This window comes from Campylobacter sp. RM10537 (genome assembly GCF_022369435.1).
Lineage (GTDB): Bacteria > Campylobacterota > Campylobacteria > Campylobacterales > Campylobacteraceae > Campylobacter_D > Campylobacter_D molothri.
The window spans coordinates 509,923-528,664 of sequence record NZ_CP059597.1 but is presented as its reverse complement, the minus strand read 5'-3'; the positions used below and the strand labels follow the sequence as shown (position 1 = coordinate 528,664).

Here is an 18,742-nt window from a genome sequence, read left to right as displayed (position 1 = left end):
TTATAATTTATTATTTAAAATAAGGAGTAAAAAATGAAAGATATGGGTGAACCAAAACTTAAAATCGTTGCCATGCCAAAGGATACAAATTCAGCAGGTAATATTTTTGGTGGCTGGATCTTATCACAAATTGATACAGCGGGCGTAATAGCGGCAAGAGAACTTTCTCCAGAAAGAGTTGTAACTATTTCTATGGAACAAGTTGTTTTTAAACAACCTGTATTTGTTGGAGATATTATCTCTTGTTATGCAAAAGTAGTAAAAGTTGGGACAACCTCAATACGTGTTGAAGTTGAAGTTATCGCACAAAGAGTAGATGAGTTTGGCTCAACTATATGTGTAAATGTAACATCTGCTACTGTTACTTATGTTAGCGTTGATAGACGAGGAAATAAAAAACCTATCAGTGAAGAACTAAAAAGAATTCACGGCTTTTTAAATGCCTAATTTTGTAAGATAAAAACTTTATCCTAAGAGATTATCAGCATTTATTTAAACCGCCGCTATTATATTTTTTCTCTAAACAATCTCTAAAAAACTCCCCTCTTGTTTTGGGAGTTTTTTCTGGATGTGATTTTTCCATATGCTCTAAATATTTATCATAACTTGAAAGTCCCACTAAAGGATGAAAAAACCTTTCAGTTTTTTCATAAATTTTTTTAAACTTGCTTAGCATTTAAAGAGTTAAGATCTACATAAGGACTTTCTTTTAATGGAATTTTAATTTTGCCTATACAAATTCCTATACAAGAAACTATAACAAGCAAGGTTGTAAGCATAAAGAATATACATAAGACAGCATCTAAAACATTTCCAAACCAAGAATGAGATAAATTAGAAATTTGCTGTTCTTTTTCTTGTATTTGTTTTTCAAATTTTATTTGGTCTTCTTGACTTGATTGCTGTTTTTGAGACTTAATTGATGCAATTTCATCTTCTAATTTTTTAATAGCTTTTTTATTCATTTGAGCTGTGGCGACATGACTAACAGTATTTTGAATTTTTGCTCCTTCTTCATAAGGTAATATCTTTTGGATACCTCCATAAAGAGTGGCAATTAGTACAAAAATTGCTGGAACCAAAGTAACCCAGAGAAATTTCTTTTTACCCATTTTTGCAAGAATAGCACTCACTAAAAGCAAGGATATTCCGGCTAACATTTGATTGCTCACTCCAAAAAGTGGCCATAAGGTATAAATTCCTCCATTAGGATCTATAGCTCCTTGATATAAAAAATATCCCCAACAAGAAACACTGATAATAGTAGCCAATAAACCTGCCCAAACATTATGTATATTACCTAAGGGCTTATAAACATTGCCTAATATATCTTGAATCATAAATTTAGAAGTTCTAGTTCCTGCATCAACAGCTGTTAAAATAAATAAAGCCTCAAATAATATTGCAAAATGATACCAAAAACCCATAAATTCAACACCACCAAAAATTTTATGCAAGATTAAAGTTACTCCTAATGCAAATGTTGGTGCCCCACCTGTTCTTGACAATATAGTTTGCTCTCCTATATCTTTAGTTAATTGTGTAATTTCTTCTGGAGTTACCAAAAAACCCCATTCACTAATTACTTTAGCCGCATGAACCAAATCAGTACCAATTAAAGCAGAAGAAGAATTAACTGCAAAATAAATTCCAGGATGTAAGATGCAAGCACAAATTAAAGCCATAATAGCAACACCACTTTCAGCAAGCATAGCCCCATATCCTACAAATAAAGCATGCTCTTCATTTTCTAACATTTTTGGACTTGTACCACTTGAAATTAGAGCATGAAAACCACTTATAGCTCCGCATGCTATAGTAATAAATAAAAATGGAAAAATAGAACCCGCAAAAACAGGACCAGTTCCATCAAGATATTGATAATTAATTTTTGGCATTAAAAAATCAGGTGCAACAAATAAAATAGCAAAAGCCATTACAACAATAACGCCCATTTTTAAAAAAGTTGCAAGATAATCTCTTGGAGCTAAGAAAAACCAAACTGGCAGCAATGAGGAAATAAAACCATATCCCATAATCATAAATGCCAATGTAGGCTGATCAAAGGTGAAAAAATGTGCCAAAGTTGGATTAAGAGATACATCATGGCCATAGTGAATAGAAAGCAGTAATAAAATAAATCCAATAATCGAAGCCTCTCCTACTCTTCCTGGACGAATAAACCGCATATAAATTCCCATAAATATTGCTATAGGAATAGTCATTGCTATAGTAAACAATCCCCAAGGAGAATTAGCTAAAGATTTCACAACAACCATAGCTAAAATAGCAATAATAATGATCATAATTCCAAAAATAGCAAGCATAGCAACTCCGCCTGTAAATCCTCCCATTTCATCTTTGATCATTTCTCCAAGACTACGTCCTTTTCTACGCATAGAAATAAAAAGAACTAAAAAATCATGCACAGCCCCAGCCAAAACTCCACCAACTAAAATCCAAATCATAGATGGTAAATAGCCCATTTGAGCAGCTAAAACAGGACCTACTAAAGGACCAGCTCCAGCAATTGCAGCAAATTGATGACTAAATAAAACAATTTTGTTTGTTGGAACAAAATTTTGTCCATCATTTTCTATTTTAGCTGGAGTAGCTCGATTTTTATCAAGTCCAATAACTTTAAAAGCGATAAAACGCCCATAAATTCTATATCCAATCACATAAATACAGATAGCTGAAACAACCAAATAGATAGCTGAAACTTTTTCACCATTTTGCAAAGCCAAATAGCAAAAACAAGCAGCACCCAATAAGGCGACAAAAAACCATAAAATTTTTTTCAACACTCTCACTCCTTTTTAAAATAAAATATAAATTATAATAAATAAAATATTAATTTTTTTTAAATTAATAGAAACATGAGAAATAATTTTTATATTTAATATAGTAATTTTATAAAGAAAGCCTATAGATTTAAATCTATAGGAAAAAAATTTTTAGAGGAATAGAGAATTTACACTTTCATTATGATAAACTCGACGTATCACTTCAGCAAAAATTGGTGCTACACTTAAAACTTTAATATTTGGGAGTTCTTTTCTTAAAGGAATTGTATCTGTCACTACGAGTTCATCTAAAACACCATTTTCAATTCTATCATAGGCAGGACCACTTAAAACCGCATGGGTACAGCAAGCCATTACTGATTTAGCTCCTTTATCTTTTAAAACCTCTGCTGCTTTTACTATTGTTCCAGCAGTATCTATAATATCATCTACTAAAACAACTTCCTTATCTTTTACATCACCGATGATATTCATCACTTCGCTTTCATTAGCTCTTTCTCTTCTTTTATCAACTATAACTATATCAAGACCTAAATGCTTAGCTACACTTCTTGCTCTAGCAATTCCTCCAATATCAGGACTTGCAATAATAGCATTTTTAAAATTTTTACTTTTAATGTAATTATTAAAAACAATACTTCCATAAAGATTATCCACTGGAATATCAAAAAAACCTTGAATTTGTCCAGCATGTAAATCTATAGTTGCAACTCGATTAATTCCCGCAGTTTGAATCAAATTTGCAACCAATTTGGCAGTAATTGGAACTCTAGGATTAGCTTTTCTATCTTGCCTTGCATAACCAAAATATGGAACAATAGCCGTGATAGAATTTGCACTTGAACGTTTTAGAGCATCAGTTAAAATCAAAAGTTCCATAAGGTTGTCATTAGTTGGAACACAAGTGCTTTGTATTATAAAAACATCTTTTCCTCGAACGCTTTCATCAATTTGCACACTAATTTCACCATCGCTAAAACGTTTAATACCTGCATCACTTAAAGGTAAAGAAAGATATTTTGAAATTTGCCTTGCAAATTCTACATTCGCCGAACCTGAAAAAATTTTATAACCTCTCATAAAATAACCTTAATACTTTCTAAGATAATAATCAAAAAATTGATTTTAATAAAACAAACGTTAAAAAATCCTAATATAATTTAGAAAAATTAATATTTTTACTTTATAAAATACTAAAAAATAATCAAATATTAATTTTTAAATTTTTTCATAATAAGTTCCATGTGATGAAAAAACTTTTCTAAAAAAAGGATTTTCAGGAACCAAGTCTGCATTTCCAATATATAATCTCCCCCTATCGGACAAAATTTTATAGAAACGCTCCATAAGTTTAATCTTTGAGTCATAGTCAAAATAAATTATCATATTTCTTGAGACTATAATATCAAACTTGTTTAATCTTAAAAATTTATCCTCAAAAACATTACAAAGTTCGAAATTACATCTACACAATTCTTGTTTATTTATAGTAAAAATTTCTTGAGTATTGTTAAAAAATCGCCTTTTTTCGCTCTCGCTTAAACGATGTAGTGTTCTTCCTTGATATTGACCTATTTTAGCTTTTTCAATAACATTTGAATTAATATCAATCCCAGTAATGGTTAAATCTTTTATAAAATTCTGAGCTGCTAATATAGCCATAGAATAAACTTCTTCTCCACTAGAACAAGGTGCACTTAAAATATTAACATGCTTCTCAAGACTTTTTATATAAAAAATAATTTCTTTAAGTTGTGCCAACTCTCTTAAAAAATAAGTTTCACCTATGGTAACAAAATCTAAAGTATCCTGTTTAAGTTGTCTATTAATTTTAAGTTTGCTTAAAAATTCAGCAAAAGTTTTTGATCGAGTCCCTAAAACAAATTTAGACAATTTTAAAGCTAAAATATTTCTTTTTTCATTTAAATCAATACCACTAATTTCATTAATAATATGTATAAATTCATTTAATTCTAATTCTGTAGGATTAATTTTTTCTTCCATAATTAAAAACCACCCTCATTCTATAAAATTTATAATTTCTTGTTTAATTTCTTTTAAGCTCATGGGTCTTAAATTTGGATTCATATCTTTTGCTTTTTTAGGCATACCATAAACAACACTATCTGCTTGATTTTCACATAAACATTTTACCCCAACTTTATATAACTCAAACAAACCTTTAGCACCATCATCACCCATTCCGGTCAAAATAATCGCAAGAATTTTATTAGTTTTAACCAAAGGAATTGCAGAATGAAATAATAAATCAACATTGGGTTTAAAACTAGTTGCAACATCTTTCCAATTTGCCACAAGACTTAAATTTCCTGACAAAGTGGTATTTTTTTGACAAATATAAATTTTATTTGTTAAAACTTCTTTATCATTTAAAGAAGACACTTTGCTCAAAGCTTCTTTATCAAATTGATTTACAAATGATGGAATAAAACTGGCGCTCATATGCTGTGCTATCACCACAGTTGTATTTTTGATATCTACATCATTTAAAAGAAACTTTAATTGATTAGGACCACCGGTAGAAGATCCTATAAGTATAAGCTTCATTTATTTCCTTAAAAATTTTTAATTATGTTATAAATTGATTAAAAAATTTATTTTATAATTTTAGCATATTTTAAAAAAATAAAAACTTAGTCTTATAAGAATTTATCTTAAAAAGCTATTTTTATATTTTATTATGTTAATATTATTTATACAATAATATAAAATATTACTAAAAATATTGGGTTTGTATTATGCTGAAAGAAAAAATTTATATTGCAAGTGATCATGCTGGTTTTAATCTTAAACAAAAAATCTGCATCTATCTTAAAGAAAAAAATATAATCTTTGAAGATCTAGGAACTAATAATGCTCAAAGTTGTGACTATCCAGACTTTGCGCATTTATTAGCTTCCAAAATAAACTCGAACTGCTTTGGGATATTAATTTGTGGAACAGGTATTGGAATTTCTATAGCAGCTAACAAACATAAAAATATTCGTTGTGCCTTATGCCATGAAGGACTAAGTGCAAAATTATCAAGGCAACACAATGATGCAAATGTATTAGCTTTAGGTGGAAGATTAATTGGAATTGAAATGGCTATTAATATTATAGAAAATTTTATTCAAACTCCGTTTGATGGAGATAGACATATAAGAAGAATTCAAAAAATCGAGGTAGATTAATAATGTTTGCAAATTGGTTTATTTTAACTATTCTCATATGTGCAACGCTTTATCTTGTTGTAATGTTACTTTATTATAAAACTTTATTAAGTAAAGAAAAAAATTCCAAAGATTTTATAAAAACCAATCTTGATGATACAGAGATTATCATTAGAAAGCTCCAAATTCAACTCCAACGTAGTTTAGGTAATATTGACATATTAACAGAAGAATTAAATAAAATTAAAACTGACTTAAGTTCTTTAAGGACAAGAAATTCTCAATATCGTTTAGAAAATGATAAATTAAGACAAAGAATAAAAGAATTAGAAGCAAAAATTGAGGCATTATTATGAAAAAACTTACAGAAGAAGAAAAAAAAATTTTATCCGAAAGCATACGAGTTGTTCCAAATTTTCCAAAAGAAGGAATTATTTTTAGAGATATCACTACTTTATTAAACAATAAAAAGGTTTTGTCTTTTTTAATTGATCATTTAAGCGAACGCTATAAAGATATGAAATTGGATTTTATAGCTGGAACTGAAAGCCGTGGTTTTATTTTTGCAGCAATGCTTTGTGCAAAACTTGATCTACCTTTTGTACCAATCCGAAAACCTAATAAACTTCCATCGTCTGTTTTTACCTGCGAATATGAATTAGAATATGGTACAGATAAAGTACAAATTCATCAAGATGCTTTTAGGGATATAAAAAATGCAAAAGTTTTACTTATGGATGATCTAATTGCTACTGGAGGTACAGCTATTGCTTCTTTAGAGTTAATAAAACAAGCAGGTGGCAAGTGTATAGAATCTTGCTTTTTAATCAATTTAAAAAATTTAGGCGGAATGAAAAAATTAGAAAAATATTGTGCAGCCTATAGTGTATTGGATTTTTAGGGGAACAAATGAAAAAATGGTTTAAAATCTTTGCTTTTGCAATTTTAATTGTTATTATAGCTTATATAATTTATAACTTTACTAAAAATGACTTCTCTTTAGAAGATTTTATTATAAAAATTTGGGATAAACACGTCGAAACTTGGGGTTATCTAATACTTTTTTGCTGGAGTATTTTAGAAGGAGAAATCGGACTTATTTTAGCTGGAGTCGCAGCACATGATGGAAAAATGAATGTAGCTTTAGCTATTTTTGTAGCAGGACTTGGCGGATTTGTTGGCGATCAAATTTATTTTTATATTGGAAGATATAATAAAAAATATATTCAAAAAAAACTTCGATCCCAAAGAAGAAAATTTGCAGTGGCACATCTTCTTTTGCAACGTTTTGGTTGGCCTATTATTTTTATACAACGCTATATGTATGGATTTAGAACAATAATTCCTATGAGTATAGGTATAACTAGATACAATAGCAAAAAATTTGCTCTGATAAATCTTTTAAGTGCTTGGGTTTGGGCTACTATTACCATACTTTTAGCATGGTATTTTGGTAGCTTAATCCAAACCTTTCTTCATTGGTCAAAAGAATGGATTAAAGAATATTGGTACCTTGCTGCTATTATTATTATTGGCTTTTTACTAGGGATCATTTTTATTTTCAAACGCATAGAAAAAGCGATATTGAAAGAAAGGAGAAAAAAATAATGCAATTTATTTTTGAAAACAAAAAACTAAATGCTATTAAAGCTGATTTTGAAGTAGTCTTTATTCAAAATAAAAATTTAGAAAATTATAGTGAAGAAAAAAAATTTTTCGAATTAAATAACTTTAAAGGCGAAGGTGTATTACTAGATATAAGAAATCATAAACTTTTTATAGAATTAAAAAGTTTATCTTATGAAGATATTAGATTATGCTTTTTTAATATTTATAAAAATTTAGAAAAATTAAATATTAAAAGTATTAAACTACCTAGTGTTCTTGGAGATTGTACCGTAAGAAGTTTTTGCTCTTTAGCAGAAGGTATACTCTTTGGAACTTACAATTTTGATAAATATAAAAAAGAAAAACAAACAAGCACGCTTGAAAAAATATTTATTTCAAGTCAAGAATTAAATGGAAAAAAAATTAATTCAAATGAAGCTAAAATAGGCCTAGAACGTGGACAAATCTTAGCTAATGCTACTAATTTTACAAAAGATATAGTCAACGAAATTCCTGAAATTTACACACCTCTAAAAATGGCTGAAGATGCACAAAAATTAGCAAAAGAACATAAAAATATTACTTGCAAGATTTATGATGAAAAATTTCTTATAAAAGAAAAAATGAATGCTTTTTTAGCTGTAAATAAAGCTTCAAATCTTCCCCCTCGTCTAATTCACTTAAGCTATAAGGCTAAAAATTCCAAAAAAAGAATTGTCTTTGTAGGAAAAGGTCTTACTTACGATAGTGGTGGTTTAAGTCTCAAACCTTCTGATTACATGGTAACAATGAAAGCTGATAAAAGTGGTGCAGCTGCTGCAATGGGAATTATCAAAGCAGTATCAGAACTTAATTTAGATCTAGAAATTCATTGCATTTTAGGCGCTACAGAAAATATGATAGGCGGAAATGCTTATAAACCAGATGATGTATTAATTTCTCGAGAAGGGATTAGTATAGAAGTAAGAAATACTGACGCTGAAGGTCGCTTAGTATTGGCTGATTGTCTTTCATATGCACAAGATTTAAAACCTGATCTTTTAATTGATATGGCCACTCTAACAGGAGCTTGCGTAGTAGGTCTTGGAGAATTTACCAGTGGTATTATGGGTAACAATGAGGAATTACAAAATGAATTTTACCAAAGCTCTAAAAAAAGTGGGGAATATGCAACAATTTTACATTTTAATCCTTATCTTAAAGATCTTATCAAATCCAATATAGCTGATGTTTACAATATTTCATCAAGTCGTTATGGCGGTGCAATAACAGCAGGACTTTTTTTAGATAAATTTATACGACAAGAATACAAAGATAAATGGTTGCATCTTGACATAGCAGGACCTGCTTACATAGAAAAAAACTGGGGATATTCAAATTTTGGCGCTAGCGGTGCGGGTGTTAGAATGTGTGTTAATTTTTTAATTCATCTTTTAAGGAAAAATAAATGAGTCTTTCAGTTGGAATAGTAGGACTTCCAAATGTTGGAAAATCAACAACTTTCAATGCTTTAACAAAAGCGCAAAATGCTCAAAGTGCTAATTATCCTTTTTGCACAATAGAGCCCAATAAAGCAATGGTAGAAGTTCCAGATATCAGACTTAATAAACTTGCAGAGATTGTAAATCCGGAAAGAATTATGCATTCTTTGATTGAATTTGTAGATATAGCAGGACTTGTAAAAGGAGCTAGCAAAGGGGAAGGCTTAGGAAATAAATTTCTTTCTAATATACGCGAAACTGAAATGATTTTACATATAGTGCGTTGTTTTGATGAAGAAAATATAACTCATGTTGAAGGCAAAGTAGATCCTATAAGAGATATAGAAATTATTAATACCGAACTTATTTTAGCAGATATTGATCAGCTTAATAAAAAAATAGAAAAACTTACCAAAGAAGTTAAGTCAAATCAAAAAGGAGCAAAAGAAAATTTAGAACTTGCTAATTTATTATTAGAACACCTCAATAAAGGTTTACCGGCTAGTTCTTATCTCGATAAAGAAAATGAAGTTTATAAAAATTTGATTAAAGAATTAAGATTGCTCTCGGCAAAAGAAGTAATTTACGGAGCTAATGTTGACGAAGAAGGGATTAATGAAGATAATCAATATGTGAAAAATTTAAAAGAATACGCAAAAAAAAATAATCACGAAGTGATAAAACTTTGTGCGAAAATTGAAGAGGAATTAGTCGGCATTAGCGATGAAGAAAGTTATGAATTGCTAAACTCTTTAGGAGTTAAAGAAAGCGGACTTGATCAAATTATACGCACAGCCTTTTTTAAACTTGGACTTATTAGTTATTTTACAGCTGGAACTATTGAAGTACGTTCTTGGACAATAAAAAAAGGCTGGAAAGCTCCAAAAGCAGCAAGTGTTATCCATAATGATTTTGAAAAAGGCTTTATAAAAGCAGAGGTCATTTCTTATCAAGACTATATAGAGTATGGTGGAGAAACAAAGGTAAAAGAAGCTGGAAAATTAAGACTTGAAGGAAAAGATTATATTGTAAACGATGGAGATATAATGCATTTTAGGTTTAATGTTTAGATTTTCATCTAAACATTAAATTTTTGGACCAAATTTACTAAATTCTAAACCTTCTTTAACATCTTCATAACGTTTAAAATTTTCCATAAACATTTTTGCAAGTTCGTTTCTTTTTAAACAATATTCTTCTTGATTTTTCCAAGTATTAATAGGATTTAAAAGCAAACTTTCAACTCCTATAATGTTTTTAGGAATAGCCAGATTAAATACTTCAAAATTTTCAAATTCACAATCATTAATACTCCCATTTAAAATCGCATTTATGCAAGATCTAGTAGCCTTAATACTCATTCTTTGTCCAATTCCATAACTTCCACCAGTCCAACCAGTATTGACTAAAAAAACATTTACTCCATGTTGATCAATTTTTTCTCCGAGTAATCTTGCATAAACAGTTGGATGAAGTGGCATAAAAGGCTCTCCAAAACAAGCCGAAAATGTAGCTTGAGGTTCAGTTACACCACGCTCCGTTCCAGCTACTTTCGCAGTATATCCACTTAAAAAATAATACATTGCTTGTTCTTTGCTTAATTTACTAATAGGAGGTAAGACCCCAAAAGCATCTGCGCTTAGAAAAATAATATTTTTTGGATGTCCAGCTTTTAAAGTTGGTTCATGATTTTTAATATGATCAATTGGATAAGACACTCTTGTATTTTCAGTTTTTGTTGCGTCACTATAATCTACACTTTTATCTTCGTTTAAAACTACATTTTCTAAAAGTGCATTTCTTTTTATAGCGGCATAAATTTCTGGCTCATTTTTAGGATCAAGATTAATTGTCTTTGCATAGCATCCTCCTTCAAAATTAAATACACCCTCATCATCCCATCCATGTTCATCATCTCCAATTAATTTTCTATTAGGATCAGTTGATAAAGTAGTTTTTCCAGTTCCGCTCAATCCAAAAAATAGCGCCACATCTCCTTTTTCACCAACATTAGCGCTACAATGCATTGAAAGTTTATTTTCAAGAGGTAACCAATAATTCATCATTGAAAAAATACCTTTTTTCATTTCTCCACCATACCAAGTTCCACCAATAACAGCAATATTTTCCTCTATGTTAAATAAAACAAAAACTTCAGAATTTAACCCATCTTTTTTAAATTCATCATTGTGGCACTTACAAGCATTATAAACAATAAATTCTGGATTAAAATTTTCTAATTCTGCTTGACTTGGCTCAATAAACATATTCTTTACAAAATGTGCTTGCCATGCTACCTCAGTTACAAATCTCACAGCTTTACGACTTTTTAAGGAAGCTCCACAAAAAACATCTTGTATATAAATATCTTTTCCATCTAATTGATTTTTAGCTTTATTTAAAAGTTTTTCAAATAAATCTTTATTTATAGCTTGGTTTGTCTTACCCCAAGCTATAAATCGGCTCGAAGGCTCTTGCTTAACAAAATATTTATCTCCTGGACTTCTACCGGTAAAAATACCTGTATCAACACTAAAAGCACCGCTTTGAGTACATTGCCCTTCTTGATTGATATTTTCATGCTTAAACAACTCTTCATAACTTAAATTGTGATAAATTTTACCTATATTTTTTAAACCCAAATTTTCTATTTCTCTCATTTTTTATCCTTTAATTATTTTTATAGGTTGCAATGATTTGGCCTTCACTAACACTATCGCCTACTTTTACATTAATCTTCTCAATTACTCCATCTTTTGGCGCATTAACTTCAATTTCCATTTTCATAGCTTCCAAGATAGCCACGACTTGACCACTTTTAACTTCAGAATTCTCGTTAATATGTATTTTAAAAAGTGATCCTGAAATTGGAGCTTGAATTCCTTGAATAGAATTAGCATTTTGAATATTATTTTCTACTTTCTCTATATTTTTAATTTCAATTTTATCATCAAATCCAGAATTCACTTCAACAAAATATTTATTTCCATTAACCTTTACTGTAAAATGATTTTCATCTATATTTTGCTTAGATGCTGCTAAATCGTTTTTACGTATATTGATTTTAGCTTCTCCTTTTAAAAAGCTTATTCCTTTTTCCTTGCAAGTTGCTACAATAAAAATATTTTCTTCATTTATTTCAATATTTTCTTTTTCTAACAAACTTTTAATATAAGATATTTTTTTCGTTTCATCTTTATCTGCCAAATCGATTGCTAATTCTTCTGTTGGCTCTAACTTAAGCTGCTCTGCTGCAAGTTTTACAACTTCATCATTTGGTTTTACAGGTGTTTTTCCAAAATAACCAAGAACCATTTTACCATAGCCTTCGGCAATTTTTTTCCAAGAACCAAATATCACATTATTAAAAGCTTGTTGAAAATAAAATTGAGAAACTGGGGTAACTGATGTTCCAAATCCACCTTTTTCAACAACCTCACGCATCGCATTAATTACTTCTGGAAAACGATCTAAAATATTATTATCTCTCATCATTTGTGTATTAGAAGTTAAAGCACCTCCTGGCATAGGCGAAAAAGGAATTAAAGGATTAACCCTACTCGCCTCAGGAGGTAAAAAATAATCCTTAAGGCATTCTTTTAAAGTTTCTTCGTATACTAAAATTTTTTCTTCATTCAAACCGCCTAAATCATAATTTTTTCCCTTAAGCGCGTGCATCATGGTTAAAATATCAGGCTGTGAAGTTCCTCCACTAACAGGAGCTGCAGCCAAATCAATACCATCAACACCTGCTTCTAAAGCTGCTAAATAGCAAGCTACACTTACTCCTGCTGTCTCATGAGTATGAAGTCTTACATGAGTATTTGAAGGCAAAACTCTTTTTGCCATTTTGATAGTTTCATAAATTTTATTAGGATTTGAAGTTCCACTTGCATCCTTAAAGCAAATACTATGAAAAGGTATTTCTGAAAGTAAAATTTCTTTTAAAATTTTCTCATAAAATGATACATCATGAGCCCCATAACAATGCGGAGGCAAATCCATCAAAGTGATACAAATTTCATGTTTTAATCCATATTTAATAATACATTCTGCACTAAATTTAAGATTATTAGTATCATTTAAAGCATCAAAATTCCGAATAGTTGTTGTTCCGTGTTTTGCAAAAAGTTTTGCATGTAATTCAACAAGCTCTCTACTTCCAGTATCCAAAGCAATAGTATTAATCCCTCTTGCTAAGGTTTGCAAATTAGCATCTTTGCCTACAATTGAACGAAATTTATCCATCATATCAAAGGCATTTTCATTAAGATAAAAATATAAACTTTGAAATCTAGCCCCTCCGCCAAATTCAAAATGATTAATCCCTGCTTCTTTTGCAGCCTCTAAAGCAGGTAAAAAGTCCTTTGTTAAAATTCTAGCTCCATAAACTGATTGAAAGCCATCTCTAAAACTTGTATCCATCACATCTATAAATTTTTTAGCCATGCTTTTTCCTTAGCATTAATATCAAAGTATTATACAAAGAAAATAATAACATTTCATACATAATAAACAACAATCAAACAAAAATTAATTAATGTGAAAAATAGGCAAAAGATTGAAGAAAAATTATTGGGCAAATATCACCCAATAAATTTAAAATTTTATATAAAATTCTAAAAGTTTTGTTATTAAAACTACAAAAACTGCTAAAGGCGATATAAATCTTATAAAAACATACCAAATTTTAAAAAATATGCTTCCCATATAAGGTTTAAATAAAATTTCTAAAGTTTCTCTTTTTATCACAAAACCAACAAAAATTGCAATTAAAATTCCGCCTAATGGCATAATAATCTTACTAGAAAAGCTATCTAATAAATCAAAAAAACTCATTCCTAAAATTTTAAACTGTGTAGCATCTAAAGAAGATAAAATACATAAAATACCCAAAATATATACAAAAATACCTATCAAAATTAAAGCTTTTTTGCGACTTATTTTAAAAGTATTGATCAAATAAAAAGTTGAAGGTTCGATCATAGAAACAGCTGAAGTAATACCTGCAAACACCAAAGAAACAAAAAAAGCAGCCCCAAAAATATGACCAATTAAACCAAGTTTTTCAAATAAAGTAGCCAAAGAAACGAAAACAAAACCTGGGCCCTGCTGATTAGGATCGTAACCAAATTCAAAAATAAAAGTAAAAACAACAAGACCCATTAAAAGACCTGCTAAAAGATTAATAAAAATAATATTTAAAGTACTTGTAATAAAATTAGTTCGATCAGGCAAACTTGCTGAATAAGTGATAATAGTTCCAACCCCTAAGGATAAACTGAAAAAAGCAAGTCCTAGAGCTTCAAGAATATTTGAAATATTAATTTTATGAAAATCCGGAATGAAAAGAAATTTTAAAGCCAAGATAAATCCATCTTTACTCATTGCATAAATTAGCATTAAAATTAACAAAATAAACAAAGAAGGCATCATCCATACATTTAATCTTTCAATGCCGTTTTTAATTCCCTTGGAAACAATGTAAAAAATAACAAAAAATACCAAAGTAAAGCAAACAAATTGACTTAAAAAATCATGAGCTGTAAGATTTTCAAATTCAATTTTACTTATTTCTAAATTATTTGGTAGTTTTCCAATCACACTTAAATAAGCATATTTTACCACCCATCCAATCACTAAAGCATAAAAAGATACAATTAAAATTGATCCTATCATAGTAAAACCTACAAAAGACCAAGCCTTTTTATATTTAGGTGCTAATTTTTTATAAGCATTTACTGGATCTTTTTCGCTAATTTTACCAATGCTTAATTCGGCTAAAAAAATAACAAAACCAACCCCTAAGGTTAAAATAATATAAAGCAAAATAAATGCAGATCCTCCACTTTGTCCTACGAGAGTTGGAAATTTCCATGCATTTCCTAAACCTACAGCTGAACCTGCAACAGCTAAAATAAAACCTATTTTTGAAAATTTAGAACTCAAAATACAACCTTAAAATATATTTTAAAACGTTTATTAAAGCAAAAAAAGTTTTAATTTTTTATGAAAGATTACAAAATTAACAATATATTTCAATAAAAATAAAGATAAAACATAGTAACATTTCGGAGTTAATTTTAAATCTTTTAATTTAAGTATCAAGTAGGGATACGCAAGCCGAAAGTATTTAATATTAAAGGTTTAGGATAGAAATTTTTATTAACACAAAGGTATTTTATTATGAAAAAAATATTTTTTCTGCTTTTAGCTTTTTCAGCAGTGGCTTTTGCAGCTGAAACAAATAATTTAGTAGAACAAGAAGCTATGAACACTTGGATTAAAGCTTTTTCAGTATTAGCTGCTGGTTTGGGATTAGGAGTTGCGGCACTCGGTGGTGCTATCGGTATGGGAAGTACAGCTGCAGCAACTATAGCAGGAACAGCTAGAAATCCTGGACTTGGACCAAAATTAATGACTACAATGTTCATTGCTTTAGCTATGATTGAAGCACAAGTGATTTATGCGCTTGTTATTGCTCTTATAGCACTTTATGCAAACCCTTTTATAAAATTTATTCCTGCTGCATCTTAAAGATAAAGTCCTATTTTGGACTTTTATGCGGTTATGGTGGAACTGGTAGACACGCCATCTTGAGGGGGTGGTGCGCTCAGCGTGTGCGAGTTCAAATCTCGCTAACCGCACCATTAATACTATACAACTCTATAAATTATTTCAATTATTAAACCAATTAAAATATTTATAAAAATTTTTAATAAAGTTTTTTTCTTAAAATTTATATTTTTTAAATTTGATAACCTTTTATTCTTAAACTAAAAAGTCTAAAAAATATTGATTAATATTTTACACTTTATATTAATGGTAAAGTTAATAATTTTTCATAGATATAATCTCATAATTTAAATAATTTAAAAAAATAAAAGCAATCGATTAAAGTTTATAATAAAATATGAATTTAAAAAATTTACTCATATGAATTGTTTTATATAAATATTTTATAATTAAAAAATAAGAAAAAAATATATTTTCAAGATACAATCTCTACCATAATTACACATTTTAATCAGAATTTTTATAAGATAAATTATAATTAAACTCTACTCTCTCCTATTATTTTTTGCTACAGTAACAAACTGCTTTTCTATAGCTCACCAAAGCTTTTAAAAGTTCTATTTTATAATTACTGACATTGAATACATTTAGCATTATCAAATTCATAATTACATCTTCTAATTTTGCAATAAAAATACTTGGATTCACTCAACTTAAAGTTAAATCTAGCTGCATTCTTAATTTATTAGAATTTTATTTTAGTGATTTAGTTTTAAATAATTTTAAATTTTTCACAAATTAAACATAAAATTATTCTAATTTTCTAACTTTATTAATTTCATAAGAATTTTTATAAATATCTTTTTGTTATAATTTTATTTTGCATAATTAAAAAAAATATATTCTCTAAAAAGGCCCCGATGAAAAATATTTTAGAAAATCAATTATTAAAACATCCTTTATATCTTAAAATTCAAAAATTAAAAGAATTAAATAATGAAAATAAACTCTATTTAAAAGACAGTGTAATTTTAAATACAAATAACATTCAAAAAGATGAAATTTTAGAACTTGCAAAAGAGTTAAAACCATGGAGAAAAGGTCCTTTCCAAATAAATGATCTTTTTATTGACGCCGAATGGAAAAGTTATATTAAATTTAATATCTTAAAACCTTTTATGAATGAAATTTCAGGAAAAACAGTAGCGGATATTGGGTGCAATAATGGTTATTATATGTTTAAAATGCTCGAATTTAACCCAGCATTATTAGTAGGTTTTGATCCCTCTATAAAATATCGACTACAATTTGAACTCATCAATGCCTTAGCTAAAACTTCAATAAAATATGAGCTTTTAGGTGTCGAAGATCTTCCAAATTATCCACTTAAGTTTGATGTGATTTTTTGCCTTGGAGTTATTTATCATAGAAGCGATCCAATTAAAATGTTAAAAGAATTAAAATCAGGACTCAATAAAAATGGGGTAGTTTTTTTAGACACTATGTATATAGAAGATGAAAGAGAAATTGCACTTGTTCCAAATAAAACCTATTCAAAAATTCCAAATATTTATTTTATCCCAAGCATAAGTGCTTTAAAAAATTGGTGCGAAAGAGCAGGCTTTAAAGATTTTCAAATTTTAAGCACAAAAAAAACTGATGAAAATGAGCAAAGAAAAACAGAATGGATTGACTCTTACTCATTAAATAATTTTTTAGATCCAAATAATAAAAATCTTACTGTAGAAGGTTATGAAGCCCCAAAAAGAGTTTATGTAAAAATAAAGATATAAATTATTTTTATTTTTTGCCGATTTTCATTTTTGAATTTATAGATAAAATATTTATCAAAAAAGGTAACAAATGGCAAAAAAAGACAATTTTGAAGACTATGTACAACTTGAAGAATATGTCTCACAGGAAAATTTATCCAAAGTAAGATCTGAACTTATAACCTGTTTAGAACTCAATACTTCAGTAGCGGGCACCATTATCGAAATTGATAAAAATTTTGCCAAATCTATTTTAATTACAACAAATGATATGGTAGTTGATGAACATGGATTAATTTTTGATGCTTTTATATTTGCTGCTGCTAATTATGTTGCGCAAGCTGCAATTAATAAAGAATTTTCTGTCGTTATAGGATCAAAATGTTTTTTTTATGCTCCATTAAAAATAGGAGACGTTCTTCAGCTTGAAGCCCATGCCTTATTTGATGAAACATCTAAAAAAAGAGATGTGAGGGTGATTGGATATACAAAAGATATAAAAATGTTTGAAGGTACAATACAAATTGTAACTACGGATGAACACATTTTTAATTTAAAACGTCCACCAGTTAATTCAGTTAAAGACACACAACAAGAAGAAAAATCAAACACATCTGGTGTTAATCCTGATGCAATGGCGGCAACAATTTTAGCCTCAATGGGAAAATAATTAAGGAGTCATTTTAATATCAATCCAATTATTAGGACAGTCTTTATGATACATTCCGCTTGCATCATAATATTCCTTACAATCATCATAAAAACGATTTGAAACACCTCTTTCATTAATAAAACATCCAGAAAATCCTAAAAGTGATATTATAACCAGTATATATTTTTTCATAACTACTCTCAAAATCTATTTTGTTTGCGCCATTTATAAGGCTCAATAGGATTTTTTTCTTTCCAAAGTCCTAATTTATATTTTTGAGCTTTTTTTTGCTCTTTAATATATACATTTGTATAATAAGTATCAGCCCAAGCATAGCCTTTGCTTACCATCCAACAATTTATATCTACATTATTAAGCTTAACAACAGCAACAATTCTACCATAAATATCTTTATTTTTATAAAAAATTTCCACTTCTTTATTTTTTAAAATTTGATTTAAATTATTTTTAGCTTCTTTTCCGAAATTTTGTTTGATTTCAGGCGCATCTATACCAAAAAACCTTACTTTACTTGTTTTATTGGAATTAAGAATTTCTATAGTATCGCCATCAATTACCCTAACAACTTTGGCTTTAAAACTTGGTGTTTTTGCCATATAATTTTGAATAAATATAATCGCAAAGGAAAAAATCAAAATTGCTAAGAGTTTTTTAGGATCGCTTAAAATACTTCTTAAATTTAAGATTTTATTGTAATTTATTCTCAATTTTA

The 18,742-nt window shown here is 28.7% G+C and carries 20 protein-coding genes and 1 tRNA gene; 11 read left to right on the top strand and 10 right to left on the bottom strand.

Going from position 1 to position 18,742, the window contains the following annotated elements:
- Positions 1 to 33: 33 nt before the first annotated feature.
- On the top strand, positions 34 to 447 hold the full coding sequence (locus CMOL_RS02685) for an acyl-CoA thioesterase (RefSeq protein WP_137624340.1): 414 nt from the start codon (positions 34 to 36) through the stop codon (positions 445 to 447).
- Positions 448 to 481: 34 nt separating this feature from the next.
- On the opposite strand, the gene kcuS is transcribed toward CMOL_RS02685, so the two are convergent.
- The 5 genes from kcuS to CMOL_RS02660 form a co-directional block, all read right to left on the bottom strand.
- The gene (gene kcuS, locus CMOL_RS02680) at positions 482 to 676 is read right to left on the bottom strand and encodes a KCU-star family selenoprotein (RefSeq protein ID WP_200279365.1); all 195 of its coding nucleotides are present in this window, start codon (positions 674 to 676) and stop codon (positions 482 to 484) included.
- Positions 660 to 2,813, bottom strand: coding sequence for a carbon starvation CstA family protein (locus CMOL_RS02675; RefSeq protein ID WP_239820604.1), 2,154 nt, complete (start codon positions 2,811 to 2,813; stop codon positions 660 to 662). Before CMOL_RS02675 ends, kcuS begins: the two co-directional genes overlap by 17 nt.
- 144 nt (positions 2,814 to 2,957) lie before the next feature.
- On the bottom strand, positions 2,958 to 3,887 hold the full coding sequence (locus CMOL_RS02670; RefSeq protein WP_200279368.1) for a ribose-phosphate pyrophosphokinase: 930 nt from the start codon (positions 3,885 to 3,887) through the stop codon (positions 2,958 to 2,960).
- A gap of 138 nt (positions 3,888 to 4,025) precedes the next feature.
- Positions 4,026 to 4,811 carry a CheR family methyltransferase gene (locus tag CMOL_RS02665; protein ID WP_200279371.1) on the bottom strand — a complete coding sequence of 262 codons (786 nt, stop codon included), beginning with the start codon at positions 4,809 to 4,811 and terminating at the stop codon, positions 4,026 to 4,028.
- Positions 4,812 to 4,826: 15 nt separating this feature from the next.
- Complete coding sequence (locus CMOL_RS02660) at positions 4,827 to 5,375, bottom strand: CheB methylesterase domain-containing protein (protein WP_200279375.1); 549 nt, start codon at positions 5,373 to 5,375, stop codon at positions 4,827 to 4,829.
- Between the two features lie 191 nt (positions 5,376 to 5,566).
- Here CMOL_RS02660 and rpiB point away from each other — a divergent pair, with 191 nt between their 5' ends.
- Genes rpiB through ychF form a run of 6 tightly spaced genes read left to right on the top strand, consistent with a single transcriptional unit; the run spans position 5,567 to position 10,139 of the window.
- Entirely contained in the window at positions 5,567 to 6,001 is a 435-nt protein-coding gene (gene rpiB / locus CMOL_RS02655; RefSeq protein WP_239820603.1) for a ribose 5-phosphate isomerase B, read from the top strand.
- A 2-nt stretch (positions 6,002 to 6,003) separates the two neighbouring features.
- Entirely contained in the window at positions 6,004 to 6,336 is a 333-nt protein-coding gene (locus CMOL_RS02650) for a hypothetical protein (protein ID WP_200279381.1), read from the top strand.
- A complete protein-coding gene (apt, locus tag CMOL_RS02645) occupies positions 6,333 to 6,881 on the top strand; it encodes an adenine phosphoribosyltransferase (protein ID WP_239820602.1) in 549 nt (182 codons plus the stop codon). The genes CMOL_RS02650 and apt overlap by 4 nt, the downstream gene beginning before the upstream one ends.
- 8 nt (positions 6,882 to 6,889) lie before the next feature.
- Positions 6,890 to 7,588 (top strand): DedA family protein, encoded by a 699-nt coding sequence (locus CMOL_RS02640; RefSeq protein WP_239820601.1) that lies wholly within the window; start codon positions 6,890 to 6,892, stop codon positions 7,586 to 7,588.
- Entirely contained in the window at positions 7,588 to 9,039 is a 1,452-nt protein-coding gene (locus tag CMOL_RS02635) for a leucyl aminopeptidase (protein WP_239820600.1), read from the top strand. The genes CMOL_RS02640 and CMOL_RS02635 overlap by 1 nt, the downstream gene beginning before the upstream one ends.
- Entirely contained in the window at positions 9,036 to 10,139 is a 1,104-nt protein-coding gene (gene ychF / locus CMOL_RS02630) for a redox-regulated ATPase YchF (protein WP_239820599.1), read from the top strand. The genes CMOL_RS02635 and ychF overlap by 4 nt, the downstream gene beginning before the upstream one ends.
- 15 nt (positions 10,140 to 10,154) lie before the next feature.
- On the opposite strand, the gene pckA is transcribed toward ychF, so the two are convergent.
- From pckA to CMOL_RS02615, 3 genes are all read right to left on the bottom strand, one after another.
- Complete coding sequence (pckA, locus tag CMOL_RS02625) at positions 10,155 to 11,729, bottom strand: phosphoenolpyruvate carboxykinase (ATP) (protein ID WP_239820598.1); 1,575 nt, start codon at positions 11,727 to 11,729, stop codon at positions 10,155 to 10,157.
- Between the two features lie 10 nt (positions 11,730 to 11,739).
- A complete protein-coding gene (locus CMOL_RS02620; RefSeq protein ID WP_239820597.1) occupies positions 11,740 to 13,518 on the bottom strand; it encodes a biotin/lipoyl-containing protein in 1,779 nt (592 codons plus the stop codon).
- 150 nt (positions 13,519 to 13,668) lie between these two features.
- Positions 13,669 to 15,018 (bottom strand): sodium-dependent transporter, encoded by a 1,350-nt coding sequence (locus CMOL_RS02615; protein ID WP_239820596.1) that lies wholly within the window; start codon positions 15,016 to 15,018, stop codon positions 13,669 to 13,671.
- Positions 15,019 to 15,255: 237 nt separating this feature from the next.
- Between CMOL_RS02615 and CMOL_RS02610 the strand changes: the two genes are divergently transcribed.
- The 4 genes from CMOL_RS02610 (at position 15,256) to CMOL_RS02595 (ending at position 18,027) form a co-directional block, all read left to right on the top strand.
- Positions 15,256 to 15,606: a F0F1 ATP synthase subunit C gene (locus tag CMOL_RS02610; protein WP_200279404.1), complete on the top strand. Its 351-nt coding sequence runs from the start codon at positions 15,256 to 15,258 to the stop codon at positions 15,604 to 15,606.
- A 27-nt stretch (positions 15,607 to 15,633) separates the two neighbouring features.
- A tRNA-Leu gene (locus CMOL_RS02605) sits at positions 15,634 to 15,719 on the top strand.
- Positions 15,720 to 16,505: 786 nt separating this feature from the next.
- Complete coding sequence (gene cmoB / locus CMOL_RS02600; RefSeq protein ID WP_239820595.1) at positions 16,506 to 17,378, top strand: tRNA 5-methoxyuridine(34)/uridine 5-oxyacetic acid(34) synthase CmoB; 873 nt, start codon at positions 16,506 to 16,508, stop codon at positions 17,376 to 17,378.
- 70 nt (positions 17,379 to 17,448) lie between these two features.
- Entirely contained in the window at positions 17,449 to 18,027 is a 579-nt protein-coding gene (locus CMOL_RS02595) for a hypothetical protein (protein WP_239820594.1), read from the top strand.
- Here CMOL_RS02595 and CMOL_RS02590 read toward each other — a convergent pair whose 3' ends face one another.
- Positions 18,028 to 18,201, bottom strand: a complete 174-nt coding sequence (locus tag CMOL_RS02590; protein ID WP_200283040.1) for a hypothetical protein — start codon at positions 18,199 to 18,201, stop codon at positions 18,028 to 18,030.
- Positions 18,202 to 18,209: 8 nt separating this feature from the next.
- Positions 18,210 to 18,737 carry a thermonuclease family protein gene (locus CMOL_RS02585; protein WP_239820593.1) on the bottom strand — a complete coding sequence of 176 codons (528 nt, stop codon included), beginning with the start codon at positions 18,735 to 18,737 and terminating at the stop codon, positions 18,210 to 18,212.
- Between the last annotated feature and the right edge of the window lie 5 nt (positions 18,738 to 18,742).

What these genes read in the sequence shown, in the direction of transcription:
- CMOL_RS02685 (WP_137624340.1), top strand. Translation starts at nt 34, where the DNA reads ATGAAAGATATGGGTGAACCAAAACTTAAAATCGTTGCCATGCCAAAG.
- kcuS (WP_200279365.1), bottom strand. Translation starts at nt 676, where the DNA reads ATGCTAAGCAAGTTTAAAAAAATTTATGAAAAAACTGAAAGGTTTTTT.
- CMOL_RS02670 (WP_200279368.1), bottom strand. Translation starts at nt 3,887, where the DNA reads ATGAGAGGTTATAAAATTTTTTCAGGTTCGGCGAATGTAGAATTTGCA.
- CMOL_RS02665 (WP_200279371.1), bottom strand. Translation starts at nt 4,811, where the DNA reads ATGGAAGAAAAAATTAATCCTACAGAATTAGAATTAAATGAATTTATA.
- CMOL_RS02660 (WP_200279375.1), bottom strand. Translation starts at nt 5,375, where the DNA reads ATGAAGCTTATACTTATAGGATCTTCTACCGGTGGTCCTAATCAATTA.
- rpiB (WP_239820603.1), top strand. Translation starts at nt 5,567, where the DNA reads ATGCTGAAAGAAAAAATTTATATTGCAAGTGATCATGCTGGTTTTAAT.
- CMOL_RS02650 (WP_200279381.1), top strand. Translation starts at nt 6,004, where the DNA reads ATGTTTGCAAATTGGTTTATTTTAACTATTCTCATATGTGCAACGCTT.
- apt (WP_239820602.1), top strand. Translation starts at nt 6,333, where the DNA reads ATGAAAAAACTTACAGAAGAAGAAAAAAAAATTTTATCCGAAAGCATA.
- CMOL_RS02640 (WP_239820601.1), top strand. Translation starts at nt 6,890, where the DNA reads ATGAAAAAATGGTTTAAAATCTTTGCTTTTGCAATTTTAATTGTTATT.
- CMOL_RS02635 (WP_239820600.1), top strand. Translation starts at nt 7,588, where the DNA reads ATGCAATTTATTTTTGAAAACAAAAAACTAAATGCTATTAAAGCTGAT.
- ychF (WP_239820599.1), top strand. Translation starts at nt 9,036, where the DNA reads ATGAGTCTTTCAGTTGGAATAGTAGGACTTCCAAATGTTGGAAAATCA.
- pckA (WP_239820598.1), bottom strand. Translation starts at nt 11,729, where the DNA reads ATGAGAGAAATAGAAAATTTGGGTTTAAAAAATATAGGTAAAATTTAT.
- CMOL_RS02620 (WP_239820597.1), bottom strand. Translation starts at nt 13,518, where the DNA reads ATGGCTAAAAAATTTATAGATGTGATGGATACAAGTTTTAGAGATGGC.
- CMOL_RS02610 (WP_200279404.1), top strand. Translation starts at nt 15,256, where the DNA reads ATGAAAAAAATATTTTTTCTGCTTTTAGCTTTTTCAGCAGTGGCTTTT.
- cmoB (WP_239820595.1), top strand. Translation starts at nt 16,506, where the DNA reads ATGAAAAATATTTTAGAAAATCAATTATTAAAACATCCTTTATATCTT.
- CMOL_RS02595 (WP_239820594.1), top strand. Translation starts at nt 17,449, where the DNA reads ATGGCAAAAAAAGACAATTTTGAAGACTATGTACAACTTGAAGAATAT.
- CMOL_RS02590 (WP_200283040.1), bottom strand. Translation starts at nt 18,201, where the DNA reads ATGAAAAAATATATACTGGTTATAATATCACTTTTAGGATTTTCTGGA.